Annotated in this window: 20 protein-coding genes; 11 read left to right on the forward strand and 9 right to left on the reverse strand. The window is 68.4% G+C overall.

The annotated features are described in order from the left end of the window. The first annotated feature begins 173 nt into the window (after positions 1–173). The 4 genes from NDI65_RS02520 to NDI65_RS02535 all read left to right on the forward strand — a co-directional run bounded on the left by NDI65_RS02520 (position 174) and on the right by NDI65_RS02535 (position 5385). On the forward strand, positions 174–1295 hold the full coding sequence (locus tag NDI65_RS02520) for a polymer-forming cytoskeletal protein (protein ID WP_007273536.1): 1122 nt from the start codon (positions 174–176) through the stop codon (positions 1293–1295). 63 nt (positions 1296–1358) lie between these two features. Further along, positions 1359–2975 (forward strand): AMP-binding protein, encoded by a 1617-nt coding sequence (locus tag NDI65_RS02525; RefSeq protein WP_089778276.1) that lies wholly within the window; start codon positions 1359–1361, stop codon positions 2973–2975. A 69-nt stretch (positions 2976–3044) separates the two neighbouring features. Next, entirely contained in the window at positions 3045–3839 is a 795-nt protein-coding gene (locus tag NDI65_RS02530; protein ID WP_089778278.1) for a creatininase family protein, read from the forward strand. A 49-nt stretch (positions 3840–3888) separates the two neighbouring features. Beyond that, a complete protein-coding gene (locus NDI65_RS02535; RefSeq protein ID WP_089778280.1) occupies positions 3889–5385 on the forward strand; it encodes a cryptochrome/photolyase family protein in 1497 nt (498 codons plus the stop codon). A gap of 139 nt (positions 5386–5524) precedes the next feature. On the opposite strand, the gene NDI65_RS02540 is transcribed toward NDI65_RS02535, so the two are convergent. From NDI65_RS02540 to NDI65_RS02550, 3 genes are all read right to left on the reverse strand, one after another. Beyond that, positions 5525–5719, reverse strand: coding sequence for a cold shock domain-containing protein (locus NDI65_RS02540; RefSeq protein ID WP_004967996.1), 195 nt, complete (start codon positions 5717–5719; stop codon positions 5525–5527). 84 nt (positions 5720–5803) lie between these two features. Then, on the reverse strand, positions 5804–6385 hold the full coding sequence (locus NDI65_RS02545) for a peroxidase-related enzyme (RefSeq protein WP_050458946.1): 582 nt from the start codon (positions 6383–6385) through the stop codon (positions 5804–5806). Positions 6386–6460: 75 nt separating this feature from the next. After that, positions 6461–6955, reverse strand: coding sequence for a metal-dependent hydrolase (locus tag NDI65_RS02550; protein WP_089778282.1), 495 nt, complete (start codon positions 6953–6955; stop codon positions 6461–6463). Between the two features lie 96 nt (positions 6956–7051). Between NDI65_RS02550 and NDI65_RS02555 the strand changes: the two genes are divergently transcribed. Together NDI65_RS02555 and NDI65_RS02560 are read left to right on the forward strand one after the other, a co-directional pair. Further along, entirely contained in the window at positions 7052–8263 is a 1212-nt protein-coding gene (locus NDI65_RS02555; protein ID WP_089778284.1) for a mechanosensitive ion channel family protein, read from the forward strand. A gap of 89 nt (positions 8264–8352) precedes the next feature. Then, positions 8353–8490, forward strand: a complete 138-nt coding sequence (locus NDI65_RS02560; RefSeq protein ID WP_167344120.1) for a hypothetical protein — start codon at positions 8353–8355, stop codon at positions 8488–8490. A 1-nt stretch (position 8491) separates the two neighbouring features. Here NDI65_RS02560 and NDI65_RS02565 read toward each other — a convergent pair whose 3' ends face one another. Together NDI65_RS02565 and NDI65_RS02570 are read right to left on the reverse strand one after the other, a co-directional pair. Next, entirely contained in the window at positions 8492–10954 is a 2463-nt protein-coding gene (locus NDI65_RS02565) for a DUF5059 domain-containing protein (RefSeq protein ID WP_310893386.1), read from the reverse strand. A gap of 74 nt (positions 10955–11028) precedes the next feature. Beyond that, positions 11029–12621, reverse strand: a complete 1593-nt coding sequence (locus NDI65_RS02570) for a solute carrier family 23 protein (RefSeq protein WP_089778286.1) — start codon at positions 12619–12621, stop codon at positions 11029–11031. A 127-nt stretch (positions 12622–12748) separates the two neighbouring features. Here NDI65_RS02570 and NDI65_RS02575 point away from each other — a divergent pair, with 127 nt between their 5' ends. After that, complete coding sequence (locus NDI65_RS02575; RefSeq protein ID WP_089778288.1) at positions 12749–14098, forward strand: MFS transporter; 1350 nt, start codon at positions 12749–12751, stop codon at positions 14096–14098. Positions 14099–14137: 39 nt separating this feature from the next. On the opposite strand, the gene NDI65_RS02580 is transcribed toward NDI65_RS02575, so the two are convergent. After that, complete coding sequence (locus tag NDI65_RS02580; protein ID WP_193310948.1) at positions 14138–14584, reverse strand: chemotaxis protein CheW; 447 nt, start codon at positions 14582–14584, stop codon at positions 14138–14140. 275 nt (positions 14585–14859) lie between these two features. Between NDI65_RS02580 and NDI65_RS02585 the strand changes: the two genes are divergently transcribed. From NDI65_RS02585 to NDI65_RS02600, 4 genes are read left to right on the forward strand one after another with little or no spacing between them, the layout of a single operon-like run. Next, positions 14860–15960, forward strand: coding sequence for a chemotaxis response regulator protein-glutamate methylesterase (locus NDI65_RS02585; RefSeq protein ID WP_193310932.1), 1101 nt, complete (start codon positions 14860–14862; stop codon positions 15958–15960). 2 nt (positions 15961–15962) lie between these two features. Continuing rightward, positions 15963–18170 carry a chemotaxis protein CheA gene (locus NDI65_RS02590; protein WP_089778294.1) on the forward strand — a complete coding sequence of 736 codons (2208 nt, stop codon included), beginning with the start codon at positions 15963–15965 and terminating at the stop codon, positions 18168–18170. After that, positions 18170–19012, forward strand: coding sequence for a protein-glutamate O-methyltransferase CheR (locus tag NDI65_RS02595; protein WP_089778295.1), 843 nt, complete (start codon positions 18170–18172; stop codon positions 19010–19012). Before NDI65_RS02590 ends, NDI65_RS02595 begins: the two co-directional genes overlap by 1 nt. Positions 19013–19015: 3 nt before the next feature. Beyond that, the gene (locus NDI65_RS02600; protein WP_004970794.1) at positions 19016–19882 is read left to right on the forward strand and encodes a CheF family chemotaxis protein; all 867 of its coding nucleotides are present in this window, start codon (positions 19016–19018) and stop codon (positions 19880–19882) included. A 57-nt stretch (positions 19883–19939) separates the two neighbouring features. On the opposite strand, the gene NDI65_RS02605 is transcribed toward NDI65_RS02600, so the two are convergent. From NDI65_RS02605 to flaJ, 3 genes are all read right to left on the reverse strand, one after another. Then, complete coding sequence (locus tag NDI65_RS02605) at positions 19940–20182, reverse strand: hypothetical protein (protein WP_226908726.1); 243 nt, start codon at positions 20180–20182, stop codon at positions 19940–19942. Positions 20183–20378: 196 nt separating this feature from the next. Continuing rightward, positions 20379–21392, reverse strand: coding sequence for a CheF family chemotaxis protein (locus tag NDI65_RS02610; protein ID WP_193310949.1), 1014 nt, complete (start codon positions 21390–21392; stop codon positions 20379–20381). A gap of 95 nt (positions 21393–21487) precedes the next feature. Next, positions 21488–23230 carry an archaellar assembly protein FlaJ gene (gene flaJ, locus NDI65_RS02615; protein ID WP_089778299.1) on the reverse strand — a complete coding sequence of 581 codons (1743 nt, stop codon included), beginning with the start codon at positions 23228–23230 and terminating at the stop codon, positions 21488–21490. Between the last annotated feature and the right edge of the window lie 2 nt (positions 23231–23232).

Genomic DNA, 23232 nt, shown 5'->3' on the forward strand with positions numbered 1-23232 from the left:
AGCGGTAGCTTCGGTGGGGAACCGGGCCGACAGCCGGAGCGCGTCCGCGCGCCCGAGCGGCGATTGCTGACAGTCAGGCGAACAGGCCGTTTCCCGGCGTCTGAAACCGTCTGTCTCGGTTTATGCTCTCCGGCGTCGTATCATTAATCCGAGGCGTAGCCTCGGTGATTCCGATGTTCACAGCGAAACAACTGGTCGCGCTCCTCGTGAGCCTCCTCGTGGTGGGGTCGCTCGCGGGCGTCGCGGCCGCACAACAGGGACCGTCAGCCGGCGGTGCCGTCGTCGTCGACGAAGGCGAGACCTTCGACGGCGACCTCGACGCGGTCGGCGGCACGGTCGTCGTCGCCGGGACGGTAACCGGCGACGTGTCCGCGACGGCCGGGACCGTCCTCGTGACGGAGACGGGCGTCATCAACGGGAACCTCGACGCAGTCGCGGGCTCCGCGACCCTCGAAGGCACCGTCAACGGCGACGTGAGCCTCGCTGGCGGCGCGGTGTTCGTCCGCGACACCGCCGTCATCGACGGGTCGTTAGACGCCGCCGGCGGCACCGTCCGACTCGACGGCGCGGTCGACGGAAACGTCCGCGTCGGGGCCGAAGAGCTCGCGGTCGGCCCGACCGCTCGGGTCGGCGGGTCGCTCGAATACGACGCCGCGACCGCGACCGTCGACGCCGCGGCCGTCGTCGACGGCGGCGTGCGACAGGTCGACGACCTCGCGGTCGCCGCGCCCGTCGTCGCCGGGACGCCGTTCCAGGTCGGCCAGTTCGAAGGCCCGGTCATCCCCGGTTGGGTGGTCTCGGGCTACTGGCTCCTCGCCAACTTCGTCGTCGGCGCGATTATCGTCCTCGTCGCCCCCGACTTCGCCCGCCGCGTGACGGGTCTCGGAACGAAGAAGGCCGTGCGGAGCGGCGGCGTCGGCCTGCTCGCCATCGTCGCAGTACCCATCGTCCTCCTGCTCCTGCTTTTGACCATCGTGGGCATCCCGCTCTCGCTGGCCGGCGGGGTCGGCTTCCTGCTCGTCCTCTGGGTCGCGGGCATCTACGGCGCGCTCGTCCTCGGGACGTGGCTCCTGTCGCTCGCCGACTACGACAACCGCTGGGTCGCGCTGTTCGCCGGCCTGTTCGTGCTGGCCGTCCTCGATTTCGTCCCGCTCGGGGGCGTCCTCGAATTCGTCGTCCTCCTCGTCGGGCTCGGCGCGTTCGCGCTGGCGCTCCGCGGGGAGTCCGGCGACGACGGCGACGAGAGCGTGAGCGCGCCGGACGAGGGCCCACAAGAGGGCTCGCCGATGGCCTGACGGCGCGGCTCCCTCGCACAACCCGGACGAACAATTATTATGGTCTGTTCTGTCTGTCGAGCCATGGCAGTCGACTACGCGGCCGAGTCGGAATCGTTCGAGTGGGACATCCCCGAGGGGTACAACATCCCCGCGGTCATCGAATCGCACGCCGACGCCTTCGGCGACCGCGTCGCCCTGAAGTTCCGCGACGCCGACGGCGGCCGCGAGGAGCGGACCTACGGCGACCTCCGCGACGACATGAACCGCTTCGCCAACGCGCTCGAATCCATGGGCGTCGGGAAGGGCGACCGGCTCATCCACCTCCTCCCCCGCGACCCCGACGTGTTCGCCGTCCAACTCGGCGCGCTCAAGCGCGGCGCGCTTCTCGTCCCCAGTTCCTCGATGCTCAAGCCCAAGGACATCGCGTTCCGCGCGAACGACTGTAAGGCGACGACCGCCGTCGTCCACGAGTCGCTCGTCGGCATGGTCGACGAGGTGCGCGACGAGACGCCGCTTTCGAACTTCGTCGTCCTCGGCGGTGACGCCGACGACGCCGACGGCTGGACCTCCTTTTCCGACCTCGTCGCCGACGCGTCCGCCGAACACGACGGCCCCGACCTCCGGGCCGAAGACCCGATGTCCATCAACTACACGTCGGGGACGACCGGCCAGCCCAAGCCGGTCCGCCACCGCCACCGCTGGATGCGGTGTTTCGAACTCGTCAACGCCCCCTACTGGTGGGGCGTCACGGCCGACGACGACCTTTCGGAGGAACTGCTCTGGGCGACGACCGGCACCGGCTGGGCCAAGTGGTTCTGGAGCCCCGTCGGCGTCGGCCTGACGACCGGCGCGACCCAGTTCGTCTACCGCGGCGACTTCGAACCCGACACGTTCCTCGACATCATGGAAGAAGAGGGCGTCACCCGCCTCTGCGCCGTCCCGACCCAGTACCGGATGTTCGCCCAGCGCGACCTCGGCTCGTACGACCTGCAACTGACCGAGGCGCTGTCGGCGGGCGAACCGCTCAACCGCGAGCCGATAGAGGCGTTCCGCGAGGCGTTCGGCGTCATCCCGCGAGACGGCTACGGCCAGACCGAGACGGTCGCGCTCCTCACGAACTACCCCGGCATCGACGTGAAGCCCGGCAGTATGGGCAAGCCGACGCCCGGCCTCGGCACGACCATCATCGACGAGAACGAGGAGGTGGTCGGCGTCGACGAAATCGGCGAAATCGCCGTCCCGGTCGGCTGTCCCGGCATCTTCGACGGCTACTACGAGAAGCCGAACCTCGACGAGAAGACGTTCTCGGGCGACTACTACCGCACCGGCGACCTCGCCTCCCGCGACGAGGACGGCTACTTCTTCTTCGAGGGCCGCGCCGACGACATCATCATCTCGGCGGGCTACCGCATCGGCCCCTTCGAGGTCGAAGACGCGCTGGTCTCCCACGAGGCGGTCGCCGAGGCCGCCGCGGTCGCCAGCCCCCACGAGGAACGCGGCAGTATCGTCAAGGCGTTCGTCGTCCTCATCGACGGCTACGAGGGCTCCGACGACCTCGTCGAGGAGTTACAGGCGTTCATGAAAGAGCAGACGGCCCCGTACAAGTACCCGCGCGAAATCGAGTTCGTCGCGGAACTGCCGAAGACCTCCTCGGGGAAGATTCGGCGCATCGAACTGCGGTCCCAAGAGCGGGACTGAGCCGGCGCGCTCCGGGAGTCCATTTCCCCTTTGGCACCTTTCTTTAGGCGTCGTCGCCTGGTGACGCCCATGTACATCGCGGACCAGACGTGGCCCGAACTCGGCGACTACGTGGCCGAGTCGTCGCTCGCGGTCGTCCCCCTCGGCTCGACGGAACAGCACGGCCCGCACCTCCCGCTCGCAACCGACCACCTCATCGCGGAGGCGTTGGCCCGCGAGGCGGCCGACCGGACCGGCTTCCTCTGCACGCCGACCGTCAACGTCGGCGTCAGCCCCCACCACCGCCAGTTCCACGGGACGATGTGGGTCGACCCGCCGCAGTTCCGCGACTACGTGGAGTCGATGACGCGCAACCTCGCGTACCACGGCGTCGACCGGGTCGTGTTCGTCAACGCCCACGGCGGCAACGTCCAGTACCTCCGGGAGGTCGGCCGCCGCCTCCGCGACGACGGCACCATGTACGCCATCGAGTGGATGTGGGACGAGTCGATTCCGGACCTCGTGACCGACCTGTTCGACCACCCCGGCCCCCACGGCGGGCCGAAGGAGACCTCGATGATTATGCATATCGCCCGCGACCTCGTCCGCGAGGGCGAACTCGAATCCGCCCGCGACGGCGGCGTCCCGGACCTGAGCGACGACCACCTCCGCGAGCACGGTGCGCGGACGTTCTACGACGCCGTCGAGAACTCCGGAAACGGCGTCTTCGGCGACCAGACCGACGCGTCGCCCGAGGCCGGCGAAGAGCTGTTCGAGGCCGCGACCGACCAGCTCGTTCACCTGCTGTCGTGGCTCGACGACCAGCCGATAGACGACCTGCTCGCGCCCGCGCACGTCGACCCGCAACCGGGGTCGCGTCGCTAACCCATCGACTGGCCGACACGCTCTTTTTGCCGCCGCCGAAGGGACGCCTATGACCGTCTGGGTCCTCGGCGACCAACTCGACCCGTCGGCCGCGCCGCTCCAGTCCGACGACCGCGTGCTGATGATAGAGGCGCACGCCTTCGGCGACCGACTTCGGTACCACCCCCAGAAGCTCGCGCTCGTCTTCTCGGCGATGCGGCACTTCCGCGACGACCTCCGCGACCGCGGCTACGAGGTGACGTACGTCGAAGCCGAGACGTTCGGCGAGGGGCTCGACCGCTACTTCGACGCCGCGGCCGGCGACGACCTCGTCGTGATGGACCCGCCGAGCCACGGCGCGGGCGAGCGGCTTCGGGAACTCGTTTCCGCCCGCGGCGGGTCGCTCACGCTCGTCGAGAACGACCTGTTTCTCACGACGCCCGCCGACTTCGACGACTGGGCCGGTGACGCCGACAGCTACCGACAGGAACGCTGGTACCGGCACGTCCGCCGGGAGACGGGCGTCCTGATGGACGGCGACGACCCCGCCGGCGGCGAGTGGAACTACGACGACCGGAACCGCGAGACGCCGCCGGAGGGGTGGACGCCGCCCGAGGCCCCGCGATTCGAACCCGACGAGACGACGCGCGAGGTCATCGCGTTCGTCCGCGAGCGCTACCCCGACGCGTGGGGGTCGCCCGAGCCGTTCGGCTGGCCGGTGACGCGCGCGGAGGCGAGACAGGCGCTGTCGCACTTCGTCGAGGTCCGCCTTCCCGAGTTCGGCCCGTATCAGGACGCGATGGTCGACGGCGAGTGGGCGCTCTGTCACTCCCTGCTGTCGGCGGCCATCAACCTCGGCCTGCTCCACCCGCGCGAGGCGGTCGAAGCGGTCGAGGAAGCTTACGAGACGGGCGACGCCCCGCTCAACAGCGCCGAGGGGTTCGTCCGGCAGGTCCTCGGCTGGCGGGAGTTCGTGCGGCACGTCTACCGGCGGTCGATGCCCGAACTGGCCGCGGCGAACCAACTCGACCAGACCGAATCGCTCCCGGAGGCGTACTGGACCGGCGAGACGGACATGCGCTGTCTCTCGGAGGCCGTGGGTCACGTCCGCGACCGCGGCTACGCCCACCACATCGAGCGCCTGATGGTGCTTTCGAACTTCGCGCTCGTCTACGGGGTCGACCCGGCGGAACTCGACCGCTGGTTCCACCTCGGCTTCGTCGACGCGTACCACTGGGTGACGACGCCGAACGTGGTCGCCATGGGCTCGTTCGGCACCGACGTGCTCTCGTCGAAGCCCTACGCCTCGTCGGGGAACTACGTCAACGAGATGTCCGACTACTGCTCGTCGTGTCCCTACGCGGTGTCGAAGACGACCGGCGAGAACGCCTGCCCGTTCAACGCGCTCTACTGGGACTTCCTGAAGGAGAACGAAGAGCGCCTCCGGGGGACGGGTCGGATGGGACTCATGTACTCCCACGTCGACCGGAAGGACGACGAGGAGTGGGACGCCATCCGGGCGCGGGCCGACGAGATTCGGCGGATGGGCCGAGCGGGAACGCTCTGAGGCGAGCGACCGGAGCGACGACGAGCGACCACGACCCGACCGAGGCCGGCGACCGCGAACCGCGAACGCCGCGGCTGGCGGGGTGAAAATGCAGAACTCTGTTCGCTGTCGAGTCGTCGTCGGGCGGAACGCGCCGGACTCAGAGTCGCGTGACGTTGACCGCTCGCGGGCCCTTGTCGGCCTGCTCGATGTCGAACTCCACTTCCTGACCCTCTTCGAGGTCGGGGCCGCCGATGTCCTCCATGTGGAAGAACACGTCGTCGTCGTGGTCTTCGGTCTCGATGAAGCCGTAGCCGCCGGAGGACTTGAAGAATGCAACCTTACCTTTCGCCATTGCGTGTCGAAATGCACCGCTATCGGCCATAAGGATTCCGCCGATTGCTACCACAGACCGTGGTACTGTTTACTACCCTCCGAGTCAGTCGTCGCGCGGCTCTCGGCCGAGCGTGTGGAACTCCTCGTTCGGCCGCATGTCGGCGAACATCGCCATGCGGTTGCTGAGGTTGAAGAAGGCCGTGACCGCGCCGATGTCCCAGACCGCCTCCTCGGAGAAGCCGGCGTCGCGGAGTCGCTGCAGGTCGTCCTCGCCGACCTCGACGGGCGACTCGGTGAGTTTCACCGCCACGTCGAGCATCGTCTTGTGCTTCTCGGGGATGTCGGCGGTGCGGTAGTTGGCGACCAGTTGGTCCGCGAGCAGCGGGTCTTTCGCGTAGATGCGGACCAGCGCGCCGTGGGCGACGTTGCAGTAGTAACAGTGGTTGACGCCGGAGACGGCCACGATTATCATCTCGACCTCGTGGCGTTCGAGGTCGGTGTCCTCGACGAGGGCGTCGTGGTACTCGAAAAAGGGCCGGAAGTGCGAGGGCTTGTACGCGAACGCGGCGAAGACGTTCGGCGTGAAGCCGGCGCGCTCGGTCTCGTCGTCGATGCGCTCGCGCAGGTCGTCCGGGAGGTCGTCGCGGTCGGGCACCGGGAAGCGGCGCATGGCGTCGTCGTCCATGCGTCCCCGGTCTCTCGGGTAGACCTTAACGATTCCTCAGGTTCGAGGGGCGCTCGCCGTTCCGAGTGCCGGGGCTCAGAGCGCGACCGAGAGGTACGCCGCCGCGGCCACGGCGAACACGCCGACGGCGAACAGGCCGTAGTTGGCGACGGTGTTGTCCGCGGTCCAAAGCGAGAGCGTGAACTTCCGGGACGAAAGCGGCCACAAGGGGCGGATGCCGGCCGGCGTGAGCGCGTCGGCCAAGAGGTGCGCGATGATGGTCAGCGCGCCCACGGCGAAGCCGAACGCGCCGAACGTCGTCGCCACGGTCTCGGGTTGGCCCGCGTTGCTGGCGAGGAGGTACGCGCCGCCGCCGCCGACGCCGCCGACGAGGGCGGCGAAGAGGACGGTGTGGGTCGGCCCGCGGTGGGAGATGCCGGGGACGCGCATGTCGTAGTCGGGGAGCATCGCCAGCCAGCACATCGCCGCGCCGGCGGCGAAGGCGAGTTCCGGGCGGCCGGCCTGCACGAGCGCGAAGCCGAGCGGGGCGAACACGAGGAGCGAGACGCCCCAGTGACCGAATCGGTACATCTGGTGTGCCCTCGCGCCCCCGGCGAACAAAACCTTTCGGCCTCCGCGACCGTCAGCGGAGCAATCGTTATCCCCGGTGGCCGCGATTTCCGCGGCATGAGCCAACACCTCTCGTCGTTCCTCTCGGGCCTGTCGGCGCTTGAGGTGACGGCCCTCGTGCTTCTCATCTCCGTCGGCGGCGCGTTCGTCATGGAGAAGGTGGTCATCCGCCTCCTGTTTCGGTACACCAGCCGAACCGAGACCTCTCTGGACAACATCGTCGTCCAAGAGCTTCGGTGGCCAATCGTCGTCACCGTCTCGCTGGCCGGCGTCTTCCTGTTCTCCAGAGCCCCGGCGGTCGCCGAGGCGCTCGTCGTCGAGGAGGGCGTCCTCAACGACTTCTTCGGCCTGCCGTCGCTATCCGTCGGCATCGTCGTCTGGGCGTGGGCGCTCAACCGCCTCGTCAACCGCCTCGTCGACGCGGTCAAGGACAAGGGCAGTCGCTACGACTTCGCGCCCGTCTTCTCGAACGTCTGGACCATCGTGGTCTCGGTCGGCACCATCGGCGCGCTGCTGTACATCTGGGGCATCGAAATCACGCCGCTTTTCGCCGGCGCGGGCATCGCCGGCATCGCCGTCGGCTTCGCCGCCAAAGACACCGTCGCCAACTTCTTCGGCGGCATCGCGCTGTACTTCGACGACACCTACAAAATCGGCGACTACGTCGTCCTCGACTCCGGCGAGGCGGGCACCGTCGTCAAGGTCGGCATCCGCTCGACCACGCTTCTCACCCGCGACGAACTGCTCGTGACGGTGCCGAACTCGGTGCTCAACGCCGCCAAAATCATCAACGAGTCCGCGCCGAACCGCCGCCGCCGGCTGAAGGTCCCGGTCGGCGTCGCCTACGGCACCGACGTGGACGAGTTCGAGGAACTCCTGACCGACATCGCCCTTGACGAGCCGCTGGTCCTCGACACCCCCCGGCCGCGGCCGCGGCTCCGCCGGTTCGGCCCCGACGCGCTGGAGTACGAACTCGTCTGTTGGGTCAACAGCCCGCTCAAGCGCGGGAAGGCGACGCACAACCTCAACCGCGAGATATACAAGCGCCTGAACGACGCCGGCATCGGGATTCCGTTCCCCCAGCGGGACGTCCACGTCCACTCGGCTGACGCCGAGGCGACCCGGCAGTCGCCCGCGGCCGGACTCTCGAACGGCGGGGTCCGGCGACCGGCTCGCACCCGCGACGCGGCCGGCGGGACGGTGACCGACGACGTCGCGGACGCGGACGCGGCAGACCCGGACGTGGACGACAGCGCCTACGACGAGTGAGCGCCCGGCGTCGCCCTGAACGAGCGCCCGCGACGACCGACGGGACCGCTCGCCGGGAACGTTATCCGCGGCGCGGCCGTGGCTCGGGTATGCTTCAACTCGGTCCCGTGGACGGGCTCATCGAGACGTTCGGCCCCTTCGCGATTCCCGTCTTGCTGTTCGCCGCCGGGTTCGTCGGCTACCTCGTGCTCGTCGCGCTCGGGCGGACCGGGCGCGACGAGAGCTGAGTTACTCCTCGACGACGACGGTTCCGGTCATGCCCGCGGCCTCGTGGGGCACGCAGAAGTACGCGTGCTCGCCGGCCGTCTCGAAGGTGTGGACGTAGGACTGGCCCGACTGGACCGCGCCCTTCCCCTCGCCCCATCCGGTCTCGGCCGCCTCTTGGGACTCGAAGCCGCCGGAGGCCCAGTACGCCGCGCCCTCGGGGAGGTCGTCGCCGTAGGCCGTGACCGAGTGCGCCTCGCCGGCGGCGTGCTCGAAGGCGACCGTGTCGCCGACGGAGACGGTCAGCTCCGCCGGTTCGAACGCGACGGCGCTCATCTTCACCGCGTGGTCGGCGTCCTCGGGAACGCCCTCGACGACGTTCAGACCGCCGGTGAGTGACGTGTCCGCGGAGCCGCTTTCATCGGCACTCCCGGCCGCGGGGGCCTTCCCGACTTCGCCGACGACTGCGAACTGGGCGCGGGCGGTCGCCGTCGCGTACGCCTCCGCGGCGGCGTCGACCTCGCTTCCGTCCTCCAGCGCGGCGACGTAGTCCGACAGGGCCGCCTCGAATCCCTCGTAGGCGTCGTGGTCGGCCTCCTCTAATGCCTCGTGGACGCGGGCCTCCTCGAACGTCTGGAAGACGCCGCTCATACGCTCGGACGCGGCGGCTCCGAGGCCGGCGTCCGCGGCCGCGGTGGCGACGACGGCGTACATCGAATCGACCGCCTTCTGACCGTAGGTCTTGGCCGCGCCGTAGGCGTCGCCGCCCTCCTCGGCCGCGGTTCGGACCGAGCCGAGCGCGCCCTCGAACGACTCGTAGAGGTCGTGGTTTGCTTCCTCCAAGGTCTCGTGGTAGCCGCCCGCGCCGGCCTCGAAGAAGGCGAAGGTGGACTGGACGACCGCGCCGGCGCGGGCCGACGCGCCGACCTGCGCGAGCGCCGCGGCGTCGAACCCGCGAGCACCGAAGAACGCGGCCTCGGCGGCCGACACCTCGGCGGTCGCGCCGACGGCCGCCTCGAACTCGAACAGCGCGTCCATCGCGCCCTCGGCGTGGGCCGCGGCGGCGTCGGCGTTCCCGGCGGCCGCGTCCTCGACGAGCCCCGCGAGGTGCTCCTCTTCGAAGCGGTGGTAGAGCTCCTCGGACTCCTCTTCGACCGACTCGTGGAGGTTCGCCTCGTTCTCCTCGAACCGGGCGAAGAGGGATTCGCCGACCGCGGCGGCGCGGTCCGTCTCGCCGACGGCGACCAGTTCGCGGGCGTCGCCGAGGCGAGCGCGGAAGAACGCCGCTTCGAGCACCGTCGCGGCCTCGCCGCCGACGAGCGCCGAGATTCCCGCGAGCAGGTTCTCGTCGACCGTCGCCACCGCCTCCTCGGCCGCCGCGGCGTCGCCCGACTCGGCGGCCTCGGTCAGCGACTCCAGCCCGCCCTCGAAGCCCTCGTAGGCGTCGTGGTCGGCCTCCTCTAAGGCCTCGTGGGCCCGCGCGCCCTCGAAGTGGGCGAACACGTCGCTCGCCACCGTCGCGGCGAAGTCGGCCTCGCCCGCGGCGACCAGTCGGGGCACGTCGGCGGCGCGGGCGCGGTAGAGCGACAGCGCGGCCGCGTGGGCGAACTCGTCGCCGGGACCGCCGAGCCCGGCCAGCACCTCGGCGTCGAAGCCGACCGCCTGCATGAGCGCGAGGTGTCCCGCGCCCGCGACCGTCTCGGGGGCGAGTTCGTAGCTCGCGTCGACCGTCGCGTGGGCGGCGGTCCGGGCCGAGGCGGCGAGCGTCTCGGCGTCGCCGGCGTCGGCCGCGCCCTCGACGGCCGCCTCGAAGGTCTCGTACAGTTCCCCGGAGGCGGACTCAAGCGCCGAGTGGGCGGGCGCGTCCTCGAAGTCCTCGTAGACCGCGGACGCCAGTTCCGCCGCGGCGTCGACCTCGCCGGCCGCGGCGAGCAGGCCGGCGTCGCGGACGCGAGCGCCGAACAGCAGGACGTCCAGCGCGTCGACCACGGCGGCGTCGACGCGGCCGCGCTGGGCCGCCAGCAGGTTGTCGGCCGCCTGCACCGCGAGGTCCGAACCCCGCCCGGCGTCGCCGGCGGCGTACGCCTCTCTCGCGCCGCCGAGGTGCGATTCGAACGTCTCGTAGTTCCGCTCGTTCGTCGCCTCCAACTGCTCGTGTGCGCCCCACTCGCCCGAAGACCGCTCGAAGCGGGCGAACACGTCGCCGGCGACGCGGGCGGCGGTGCCCAGTCGCCCCGCGGCGGCCAGCGCGACGGTGTCGGAGAGCCGGGCGCGCATCGCGTTCCACTCGGCCGCGACGGCGACCGTGGCGTCGACGCTCACCGACGACTCGGCTTCCTCGGTGGCCGTTTCCGCCGCGGTTTCCGTTTCCGATTCGGTCTCAGCGGCGGTCGTGTCATCGGTCGATTGGCCGTTACAGCCCGCGAGCCCGGCGGTCGCGACTGCGAGTCCCGTCGTCTGCAAGAGACGCCGTCTGCTGTAGTTCATAGTTTTAGGCACGCCTAACTATAGAAAAACGCATCGATTTTTAGGCGCCCCGAAAAGTTTGCGCGTCGGTCGGCTCAGTCGGCCGTCGCCGACTCGTCGCCGCGGAAGCGGTCCAGCGCCGACTCGAAGTCGCTGTCGTCTTCGACGGTGTCTTCCCACTCTTCGAGGCCGCGCTCGGCGCGGGTGCCCGCGATGGTGTTGTCGAAGAAGAACGCGATGAGGCCGCCGACGGCCATGCCGGTCGAGCCGATGACGAAGACGGTGTCGGCGACGAGTTGCGTCCCGAGGACGGGGCCGACGAGCGCGACCTGCCGCATCCCCTCGCGGAACGCCGCCGCGCTCCCGACGTTCCCCATGTAGGCGGGGACGGCGAGGCCGGCGAACATGGCGACGCCGACGATGAACACGTTCCGGGAGGAGTCGAGGTCGACGTACTTCAGGTTCGAGAGGCCGACGGCGACGATTTGGCCGAACATGGCGACGTAGAGGCCGCCGACGATGGGGTCGGGAATCGTCGCGATGAGCTGGCCGAAGTAGCCGACGAAGCCCATGACGAGCATCACGGCGGCACCGATTTGGACGACGTAGCGGGAGGCCACGCCCGTGAGGCCGATCGCGCCGATGTTCTCGGAGTAGGAGGTCGAGCCGCTACCGCCCATGACGGCCGAGAAGACGTTCATCACGCCCTCCATACCGATGCCGTGGTTGATGCGGCGCTCGGAGGGCGCGCCGACGCCCGAGAGCCGGGCGACGGCGTGGTAGTCGCCGAACGATTCGACCATCGAGGCCGCGACGCCCGCGAGCATCCCGATGATGAAGGAGGTCGTGAACTGCGGGATGCCGAACGCGACCGACCCCACGACGGGGAGCGAAACGGCCGTCGTCCCCGCGCCGCCCGCGAAGCCCCACTGCAGGGGGTAGATGGGCATGAGCGCCGGGGCCTCGATGACCGTCTGGAGGTTCACGTAGCCCGCCGCGCCGGGGGCGATGACCCCCGCGACCGAGAGGCCGGCGGCGACGACGTACGAGACGATGACGCCGAGCAGCACCGGGAACAGCTTGAACGCCGGGTGCGCGGTGTCGAGGTACTGCGAGAACAGGACGATGAGCGCGAGCGTCAGGCCGAGGAGCCACCAGTTGTTCGTGGCGGACGCGACCTGCGGGGCGTTGAAAAGCGACAGCCCGATGAGCGCGATGGTCGGCGCGATGACGACCGGCGAGATGAACTTCCGGAGGCGTCCGAGCAGGCCGAAGTAGCCGACGAACACCTCGACGATTGCCGCGACGATAATCGCGCCCTGCAGTTGTAAGAGCGCGCTCTGCCACGCGACGCCCGACTGGTCGGCCGCCGTCGCCACGCCGATGACGGCGAGCGCGGGCGCGAGCATCGAGAACGGCGCGCCCTGCACGATTGGGTAGCGGTTCCCGAACGTCGTCTGCATCAGCGTCGCGATGCCGGAGACGACGAAGAACGTCCCGACGAACCGCGGCACCACGTCGGCTGGCATGCCGAGGGCTCCGGCGAGGATGAGGGGGACGGCGATGTTCGCGCCCACCATCGTGAGATAGTGTTGGGCGCCGAGAAGGAGAGCGGTCGGAAGAGGTGGTTTGTCGTCGATACCGTACTGCACGAACGAGGAGGGAGAGGAGTCGTCCGTCACGACCATCCCCCCGTATGCGGTGGTGCGCTCCCGAGCATGGTTGTCCGAGGATTTTGTTCAGACTATATATGTCCTGCTTTTCGCGCGCGTTCGGGGAGCAACGACTTTGTTTCACCGGTTTCATTCGTGACACGTGACCGACCGACACGGGCGTTCGAACGCGGGGAATCGCGACCGATGGCTGTTCGGCTGGGCGCTGGGCTACGCCGCGGTGGGCGCGTCGTCGCTCGTCGTCCCGCTGTACGCCATCGAACTGGGGGCGAACGCGCTGTTCGTCGGTCTCATCGCGGCAACCGCGGCCTTCGCCGGCGCGCCGGGGGCGGTGCTCTGGGGTCGGCTGGCGGCCCGCGCGAAGCGCAGACGGCCGTTCATCCTCGTCGCGCTCGCGGCGACCGCCGGCGCGCTCTCTCTCACCGCGGCCGTGTCGTCGCCGGCCGCGGTCCTCGTCGCCAACGCTCTCCTGTGGTTCGTCGTCGCCGCGGCCGCGCCGGTGTTGAACCTCATCGTCGTCGAGGGCGTCCCCTCGAAGGAGTGGGACCGCCGCTTCGGCGTCCTCAACCACTATCAGGGCTACGGCTGGCTCGGCGGCCTCGTCGTCGGCGCGGTCTGGTCGGCGCTGGCCCCGCGGCTGTTCGGCCTCGACGCGCTCGCCGTCCAGCGGCGGTTCCTCGTCGCGGCCGCGGTCGCCGCCGCCCTCGGTGCCGTCCTCGTCCGCGTCTGGTACCCCGAGCGCTCGACGCTGTCGGCGCGGCGGTTCGCCCGCGTCTCGGCCGGTATCCGCCGGCAGAGCGGCCTCGTCGGGCGCTCGGTCCGCGCGGTCCCGTACGGCCCCTCGCGGCTCTACTGGGCGCTCCACAGCCTCGATATCGACGACCTCCGCGAGCGGATGAGCCCCGAACTCCTCCGGTACCTCGCGGCCGCGACGCTGTTTTTCGTCGGCTTCTCGGTCTTCTTCGGGCCCCTGCCCGCGTACCTCGTCGGCTCCGGGCGGACCGCCGACGAGGTGTTTGCCCTGTTCGTGCTTTCGAGTCTCGGGTCGGCGGTGAGCTACGCGAAGGTCGGCGCGTTCGCGGCGCGACACGACCCCCGGCGGCTCCAAGCCGGCGCGCTGGCGACCCGCGGCCTCGCCTTCCCGGCGGTCGCCGTCGTCGGCACGCAGGTCGCCGCGCTCGCCGGTCTCGTGGCGCTCGGCGCGACGTTCCTCGTCATCGGCGTCACGTGGGCGGTCATCGCGGTGACGGCGACGGGGCTGGTGACGCGGCTCGCGCCCGACCGGATTCGCGGGGAGGCCCTCGGCGCGTACACGGCGCTTTCGAGCCTCGGCGGCGGGGTCGGCTCTGCGCTCGGCGGCTTCGTCGCCGACGCCGCCGGCTACGTCGCCGCGTTCGGTCTCGCGGGCGTCGTCGTGGGCTGCGCGCTCGTCGTCGTGTTGCTCAGCGGCGGGCGGGGCGTCGCGGCGGGAGAGCAGTCGCTCGCCGATTAGGTTCTCGAAAACGAAAGCGGGGCCGGTCGTCGAACCGCCTTACTCGATGGCGTGCACCGGCGAAATCCAGACGACGAGGTCGCCGTCGCGCTTGATGACGCCCTCGATGGAGTCGTCCTTTTCGAGCGGCGGGTCCTCCACGTCGTCCATCGAGACGCGCACGACCTGATACACCTCGTCGACGAGCCAGCCGGTCGCCGCCTCGTCTTCGAACTTGTTCGGGTCGAAGATGACGATGCGCTTGGACTCGCCCTCGGCGTCGATGCTGAGGAGCGATTTCGGGTTGATGATGGACGTGGTCCGGCCGCGGAGGTCCATCACGCCCTCGACGTAGTCCGGCGCGTTCGGCACCGCCGTGAGCTGGCCCTTGTCGACGATTTCGCTCACGTACTCGATGTCGACGCAGTACGTCTCCGGGCCGAGTTGGAATTCCAGCACCTGTACTTCTTCGGCGGAGTCCTCCGCGTCGGTCTCGTCCGCGCTCATCTCGGTCGTGATTGCATCTTGTCGCATGGTCAACCCCGGCGGCGACGGACGCCGCCACCTGATCGCTTCAGAGTGGTCAGATTCAGCGTATAAAGGTACGTACCCGATTATCAGCCGTGATTATCCTCGCCGAGTGTTTATATACCCGATTTCCGAACCTCGGGGTAGATGAGCGGTCTACGAAACGGCACACGAAACAATCCACCGACCCCTCGACGGGGGGCCTGCTCGGCGACCCGTCGCGCCCGTCGTCCCCACACCGGGAGGTGGGGGCGATGAGTTCGGCCGCCGGCGCGGACTCGACGCGAGCGGTCGTCGTCGACGACTCGCGGTTCATGCGGACGCTGATTCGCACGCTCCTCGAAGACGCCGACGTCGAGGTCGTCGCCGAGGCGGCCGACGGCCGCGAGGCGGTATCGGTGGTCGAGGCGAACCGACCGGACGTGGTGACGATGGACATCGAGATGCCCGAGATGAACGGCCTCGACGCGGTCGAGGCCATCATGGAGGAGTGTCCGACGCCCGTCCTCATGCTCTCGGCGCACGCCGAGGAGGACGCCGACGTGACGTTCGAAGCGCTCGACCGCGGAGCGGTCGATTTCGTGACGAAACCGGGCGGCGAAGTCACCTCCGAGATGCCCCGCGTCAAGCGGGAACTGGTCGAGAAGATTCAGTCCGCCGCGGCGGTCGACCTCTCGGCGACGCGCCGGGGCTCCCGCCCGCCGAAGACGGAGTCGAAGTCGGCGACGACCGCGGGGGCGACGCCGGCGGCGTCCGGGGCGACCGAATCGCTGCCGACCGAGGGGTCGACCCTGATTATCGGCGCGTCCACGGGCGGGCCGAACGTCGTCGAACGGGTGCTCGCGGCGCTCCCCGCGGAGGCCGGCCTCCGCGTGCTGGTCGTCCAGCACATGCCGGCCGGCTTCACGAAGCGGTTCGCGGCCCGGCTCGACGGACGCTGTGACTACGAGGTCCGCGAGGCCGAAGACGGCGAGCGAATCGGCCCCGGACAGATTCGAATCGCTCCGGGCGGCTCGCACCTCCTCGTGACCGGCGACCGCGCCGGACGCCTCCGGCTCGAACTCTCCGACGACGAGCCGCTCCACGGCGTCAAACCGGCCATCGACCTCACGATGGCGTCGGCCGCGGAGGCGGTCGACGCGCCGCTGGCCGGCGTCCTGCTCACGGGCATGGGCCGCGACGGCGTCGAGGGCATGTCCCGAATCAAGCGGGCTGGCGGCCACACGGTCGCACAGGACGAAGAGACCTCCGCCATCTTCGGAATGCCGAAGCGGGCTATCGAGGCCGGCTGTGTCGACACCGTCTCCGCCGACGGACGAATCGCAGACGAAGCACTCCGCGGGCTCACTACCTGACCATGGACGAAGAACTCTACCAAGCATTCATCACCGAGAGCGAAGAGAGCATCACGCAGTTGAACAACTCGCTTCTGTCGCTGGAGTCGAACCCGGACGACACCGAGGCCATCGACGACATCTTCCGGCAGGCCCACACGCTGAAGGGCAACTTCGGCGCGATGGGCTTCGACAACGCCGCGACGGTCGCCCACGCCGTCGAGGACCTCCTCGACGAGATTCGCCACGAGCGACTCGACGTGACGGCCGAGCGGATGGACCTCGTCTTCGACGGGATGGACCTCATCGTCGAGATCCTCCACGATATCGAGGAAAACGGCGAGTCCACCATCGACCCGACCGACACGGTCGAGGAGATTCGCGCGGCCGTCGAGGACGGCGGTGACGCGGGAAACTCGAACACGGCGGCGTCTGACGAGGCCGACCGCGAGTCGGTCGACCTCGACACGCTCGCCGCCGACTGCGTCGACACGGACGCCCTCGACGCGACCACGCTCACCCACGCCCACGTCGAACTCGACGCGGGCCAGATGAAGGGCGTCGACGCCGGCATCTTCCTCAGTAGCATCCCCGAGGACCTCGACGTCGTCGGGGCGAACCCCAGCCGCGACGCCATCGAGGACGGCGAGTTCGGCGACGGCTTCGACCTGTTCGTCGCCGAGCGCGACGCCGCGGTCGTCGAGAGCGAACTCGACGACCTCTGGAAGGTCGCCGCGGTCGAGACGACCGACGTGTCCGACGCGCTCGCCGCCGGCGACGAGGCCGCCGACGCCGGCGACACTCCGGCGGCCGAGTCGGAGGTTGACGCCCCGGCATCGGACGGCCCCGGCCAGTCCGCTGACGCTGACGGCGCTGTCGACAGTGACAGCGACGCGGCGTCCGACGACGCTCCCAGCGTTGACGACGGGAGCGAAGGAGACGCCGACGAGGCCGAGCCGACCGAGAGCGACGAAGAACCGGAGTCCGGTAAAGAGAAGAAAAAGGAGGCCCGCTCCATCTCGGCGGTCAAGTCCGTCCGCGTGGACGTCGACCAGCTCGACGAACTCCACGAGCTCGTCGAGCAGTTGGTGACGAGCCGCATCAAGCTCAGAAACGCCATCGACGTGGGGCAGACGACCGCGCTCGACACGCTCGACGAACTGGACAAGATATCGTCGAACCTCCAGAACACCGTGATGGACATGCGGCTCATCCCGCTGAAGAAGGTGTTCGACAAGTTCCCCCGACTCGTTCGCGACCTCGCCCGCGAGCAGGACAAGCGCGTCTCGTTCAAAGTCGAGGGCGCGGACATCGAACTCGACCGCACCATCCTCGACGAGATTTCCGACCCGCTGATGCACGTCCTCCGGAACGCCGTCGACCACGGTATCGAGGAACCCGACGTGCGCGAGGAAAACGGCAAGTCCCGCACGGGGACCATCCGGCTCTCCGCGCGCCGCCAACACGACACCGTCATCGTGACCGTCGAGGACGACGGGAGCGGCATCGACGCCGACGCCGTCCGCGACAAGGCGGTCGACAAGGGCGTGGCGACCCGCGAGGAACTGGACCAGATGCCCGACAGCGAGGTGTACGACTACATCTTCCACCCCGGATTCTCGACCAACGACGAAATCACGGACGTCTCCGGCCGCGGCGTCGGCATGGACGTGGTGAAGACGACCGTCGAGTCGCTCGACGGCTCGGTGTCGGTCGACAGCGAACCCGGCGAGGGGAGCACGTTCAACATCCGCCTGCCGGTGTCGGTCGCCATCATCAAGGTGCTTTTCGTCCAGGTCGAAGACCGCGAGTTCGGCGTCCCCATCAAGTACATCGACGAGATAAGCCGCCGCGACCGCGTCCAGACGGTCAACGGCGCGGAGGTCATCGTCCACGAGGAGACCATCTTCCCCCTGATTCGGCTCCGCGAGGCGCTCGAAATCGACTCGCCCGAGCCCGACGACGGCATGGTGGTCCGCATCCGCCCCGACGACAGGCAGGTCGCGCTCCACTGCGACGGCGTGACGAAACAGGAGGAAGTCGTCGTGACGCCCCTGCAAGGGCCGCTGTCGGGCGTCGGCGGGCTGTCGGGAACGGCCGTCATCGGCGACGGGAACGTCATCCCGATTCTGGACGTCTCGACGCTCGCGCTCCCGGCCGACGGCGAGCAGGCGATGCGCGAGTTCGACCCGAGCCAACTCCCGGACACCGCCGAGGAGGCCGCGGACTGATGCCCTCGTCGTCGACCGACGACCCGGCGTTCGGCCGGCTCCTGGACTACATCGAAGACTCGCTGCGGTTCCAGACGAGTTCGTACAACGACGCCTACCTCGACCGTCGAATCTCCGCGCGGATGCGGCGGCGACGCGTCGACGACTACGGGTCGTACCACGACCTCCTCACCGACGACGAGGACGAACAGCAGGCGCTTTTGGACGCGCTGTCGGTCAACGTGACGAGCTTCTTCCGGAACCCCGAGGTGTGGGAGGCGCTCCGCGAGGTGCTCCGCGACCTGAGCTCTCGGGGGAGCCGCCACGACCCCATCAAGGTATGGAGCGCCGCCTGCTCTGACGGCCGCGAGGCCTACTCGCTGGCGATGCTCGCCCACGACGACGACCGCGTCGACGAGCGCCGCATCGAAATCGTCGGTACGGACATCAAACGCGAGATTCTCCGCGCCGCCAGAGCCGGCGAGTACCGCGCCTCCGAGACGAACGACGTGGCCGAACAGCTCGACCCAATCGGGCGCTGGGAGCGCTTCGTCGACCGCGACGACGACAGCTTCCGGGTGAAAGACGCCGTCACCGACATGGTCAGCTTCGAGCGTCGAGACCTCATCCGCGAGGAGCCGCCGGGGACGTTCGACCTCGTCGTCTGCCGGAACCTGTTCATCTACATCAACGCCGAGTCCAAGCGGGCCGTCTTCGAGACGCTCGGCTCCGCGATGAAGCCGGACGGCTACCTCACCATCGGCATGACAGAGACCATCCCGCCGACGTGTCGACAGCAGTTCGACCCCGTCGAGAAACGACTCCGCATCTACCGCGCGAGCGACACCGCGGTCGGGAGGTGAGCGATGAAACCCGGTGAGCAAAAGCTCGGAGACACCCGCGGGCGGTTCCTCCAGGTCGTCAAGAACGGCCGGGAGATGCACGACGTGGACTGGACGAGCGGCCGCATCCTGCTTTCGAACAGGCGGCTCATCCTCGCCGGCACCGGCGGCAAGCGGACGATTCAGCTCTCGAAGATACAGGAGTTCGGCGGGCGGTACGACGTGAACCAGCGCATCGCGACCGTCTCCGACTACTTCAGCGTCCACATCCCGTCGGGCGTCGTCCTGCTCGCGCCCGTCGACTACGACGAGTTCGAGACGGACTTCTTCGGCGCGCTCCTCAACACCGAGCAGTTCCTCGCGCGACACCCCGCCGTCGCCGGCGGCGTCGTCCAGAACACCGAGTGGGAGAAATCTCGGCTCAAAGTCGAGACGGAGGCCGTGAGCATGGCGACCGTCGGCGGCAAGTTCGTCGAAATCCGCCTCGACGACATCGGCGACGTGAAGACGGGCGAGCGGACCATCGTCGACGAACACCGGAGCGTCATCGAGGTCGAACACTCCGACGACGAGGGGACGAGCCTCCAGACGTACATCTCCGGCTCCGACCGCGCCATCAGTTTCCTCTACACGCTCCTCAGGGAGGGCGAGGAGCTTTCCGAGACCTCTATCGACCTGAGCGAGACGGACAAACAGGTCCTCACGGCACTGTACTCCGGCGTCTCGCCGTTCGACATCCCGAACTTCCTCGGCCTCGACGTGGACGAAGTCGAGGAACTGTTTCAGCGACTCATCGACCACAACGTCGTCGAGGAGATTCGCGTGCGCCACGAGGTGCAACTCAACGCCCGCGGCCGCAGCATCGCCTCCGACGCCATCAACGAACAGTAATCGACACTCGGATTTTCGCGGCGCAGTCGCCGAACGCCGAGCGACGCGTCGCGCTCGTCAGTCGTCGGTGGCGCGCCGAGAGGCGCGTTCGAGCGCGATGCCGCCGTAGACGCCACCCAACCAGAGTCCGGCCGATAGAGCGATGTCACGCACGCGCCCGCCGGGTTCGAGGGATAGCCCGTACGCCGCGAAGATAGGTACGAGGGCGCTCAAGACGCCGACTATCGTGTACCAGAAGTGGTCGTTCGGCCCGGACCACCGCCAGCGGTACGCGGGGAACGCGGCGACTCCGAAACCCACGATTGTGTACGTGAGAAGGAGGGCGACGCCGACCAACGCGTGGCCGTCGGAAGCCGAAGAAATAGCTGACTGCACTTCCGAGTCCCAGCCCGACGAGCGACGAAGTCCGCGTCCGCATTGACGCAGAACTAGTTGCGAAGTTGATATAATTTCCCCGGCCACGGGGCGACCCCTCTTTTTGACAAAAAGCCCGCCCTCAGACGTTCACGTCTTCGATTTCCTCGTTGACGACGAACCGACCCTGCGGCGTCAGCGAGGTCGGGAGCTCGTCGTCGCCGATGAGTTCCTCATCGTGGAGCTTCTCCAGTTCCGCGTCGAGGACCGCCTCGTCGACGCCGAGCAGTTCGCTGAAGTCGACCTCTGCGGCCATCTCGCCTGCGGAGTACAGCCCGACGAGGACTTCGAGGCCCTGTTCGGTGACCTCGACGTCGCGGACGCCCGACTTTATCCAGTGGTAGACGAGTCGGAGGTAGCGGCCGAGGATGTTCATCTTCCGCCGGGAGTCGAGCGTTATCTCGGAGGTGACCGTCTGGCCCTGTTTGACGTGCTGGACCGAAAGCACCAGTCGCGTTTCGCCGTCGACGGTCCGTTCGAGCACCTCGAAGAAGATGACGCTCGCGAGGTCGATGTGGAACGGCTCGCCGTCCTCCGTGAGCGGGCCGTCGTCGTCGGGGAACGTGACGGCCTCGTAGTCGAGATGCAGGCCGGAGGGCTGTCGCTCCGTGTCGAGGACGCGCCCGCCGATGCGGGCCGGGTGGGTGACCTGCGCGCGCGAGCCGTTGAGCGCCGCGCGGAACAGCAGCAGCGAGAACTTCTCGATGGTCTCGCGGTCGCCGCCGATGACGGTCGTCCGGCGCTGGCGGCCGATGATGTAGCCCACCATCACCGTGTAGTCGAAGAACTCCTCGACCTCCGGTGGGACCTGCCCCACGGCGATGTCGAAGATGGAGGTGATGGGGATGACGGTCTTGGCCTTCGACGTGGCGAGGATGAGCCGTCGCTGGCTCATCAGGACGCGGCCCTTGACGGGTTCGAACGAGGCGTTGCCGCCGGCGACGAAGTTGGCGACGAAGTCGACGACGATGGACTCGCCGTCGCTGGTCCGCCGTTCCGTCTGTTTCTTCGAGCGCGCCCGCTCGCTTTCCTCCCGTTCGTCCGACGGCTCCGACTTCTGCCGGCGGTACGCCTGCAGGAGGTCGCTTTTCGCCACGTCGCCCCCTTCGGGCGCGCGGGAACGGGCCTCCTGTGCGGTCTGTTCGCCTGCGGCGTCTGGCATCGAATCTCGGGTCTGTGGTCCGTCGTCAGTCATATGCTGATCAGTGCTCCTGCGAGCGACGAGGTGGCGACCGCCATCAGCGAGCCGACCCAGACGAGCATCACGAAGTGGAGGTAGGCGTTCGCCTTGTGCCCGCCGTCGACCATGCGGATCATGAGCGACGACAGCAGGGCGTTAAACAGGATGATGAGCGTGAGCATGTACTCGATGAAAGGGACGTCGTAGACGCCGGCGTAGATGAGCGTCCCGAACTGGAGGCTGTCGAGGTTCATCTGCGTCGAGAACGACGCGAGAATCTCGACGACTTCCAGCCCGATGAAGAAGGCGAACGACGCGGACGCCGTGATGCCGTAGAGGACGCCGATGAGGGTGACGGTCGACTGCTTTCGCTGCCGGCGGAGCTTGATTATCTCGTTCATGTTGCGGCTGATGAGTTCGCCGAGGAGCTTCGGCTTGCCGCCCATCGACCGGCCGACGTTGTACATCTCGGAGAACTTCTGGACGAGGTAGGAGTTCGTCTCCGCGGTGAAGAAGAACCACGAGCGGTCGGGGTCGAGGCGCATCCGAAGCCGCGTGTACAACCGGGCAATCTCGCGCGAGAGGACGCCGAAGTCTTTGGTCTTGAGCGTCTTCAGGACGGCCGTCGTCGTGCTCTGTTTCGCCGTCTCCGAGGCCCCGAGCGCGCGGATGAAGCCGGGGTACTCCTCGTCGCGCTCGCCGATGCGCCGCTCGTGGCGGCGCGCGACGATTCCCGGGACCGCGAGCGGCGTCAGCGGCGTCGAGATGAGGAGCGGAATCGGGAGTTCGATCATGATGGGTCGGACCGTCGCGCCGACGGCGGTCAGGTTGAACGTCCCCAACGCGAGTACGAGGATCATCGTGATGGAGAGGCCGACCGCGCCGTACAGCGTGATGTCTATCTGTCGGTTCGCCTTCGTCCGGTACTCTGGCTGGTGGAACCAAAGCGGGTCGTACGGCGACATCGTCCGGATGACGAAGTAAAAGCCCAACTGCACGAAGACGAAAAGCACGATGACCGCGCCGATGGTCATCGTCGCGTCCGTCCCCGTCAGGATGGGGAGCACGATGGCGTTGATGATGGCGAACGTCATCGACAGAATCATCGAGAGGTAGAGGTCCTTCATGACCTCCAGATTCCCCAGCGCGCTCTCGTAGACGGTGATGTACTTCTGAATCATCGCGTTCTGCTCGCCGAGGAGGAAGTCGTCGATGCTCTGGCCGGCGTTGATGGAGTACGCGAGCCTGTCGAGGAAGTCGGCGAGCGGCTTCGACGGCACCTCACGCGCCCGCCGCTGACAGGCGTCGTCGAGCGATTGGTTCCACGCGTCGACGAGCTGGACGATGCGGTTCATCTCGGTCGCCAGCTCGCCGTATTCCTCTTCGCGCGCGAGCGTTCGGAACACGGCGACGCGGTCGATGTTCGTCGTCGAGAGGACGGTCATGTGCGTGATGAGCAGGTGAAGTTGGTTCTCCAGGCTGCGGCGCGTCTGCTCGACGAGGAGCCGCGGGTAGAGGACGGCCCCGCCAAGGAGCAACACGCCGAGGAGGAACACGGGGATGCGGACGAGGAGGGGAAACGGAAGCGCGATAGCCCCGGCCAGAGAGAGGACGAAAAACACGATGGCGGGGCCGAGCACCGCGAGCAGGTAGCGCGACAGCTCCATCGGCATCTGCTCGTACGACTCGATGATGTCGCTTATGAACTCCCGGACCTGCACCGCCTGCATCGACGCGCTCTGTTCCCCTGCCATCT

Source organism: Haloferax sp. S2CR25 (assembly GCF_031624535.1).
Lineage (GTDB): Archaea > Halobacteriota > Halobacteria > Halobacteriales > Haloferacaceae > Haloferax > Haloferax massiliensis.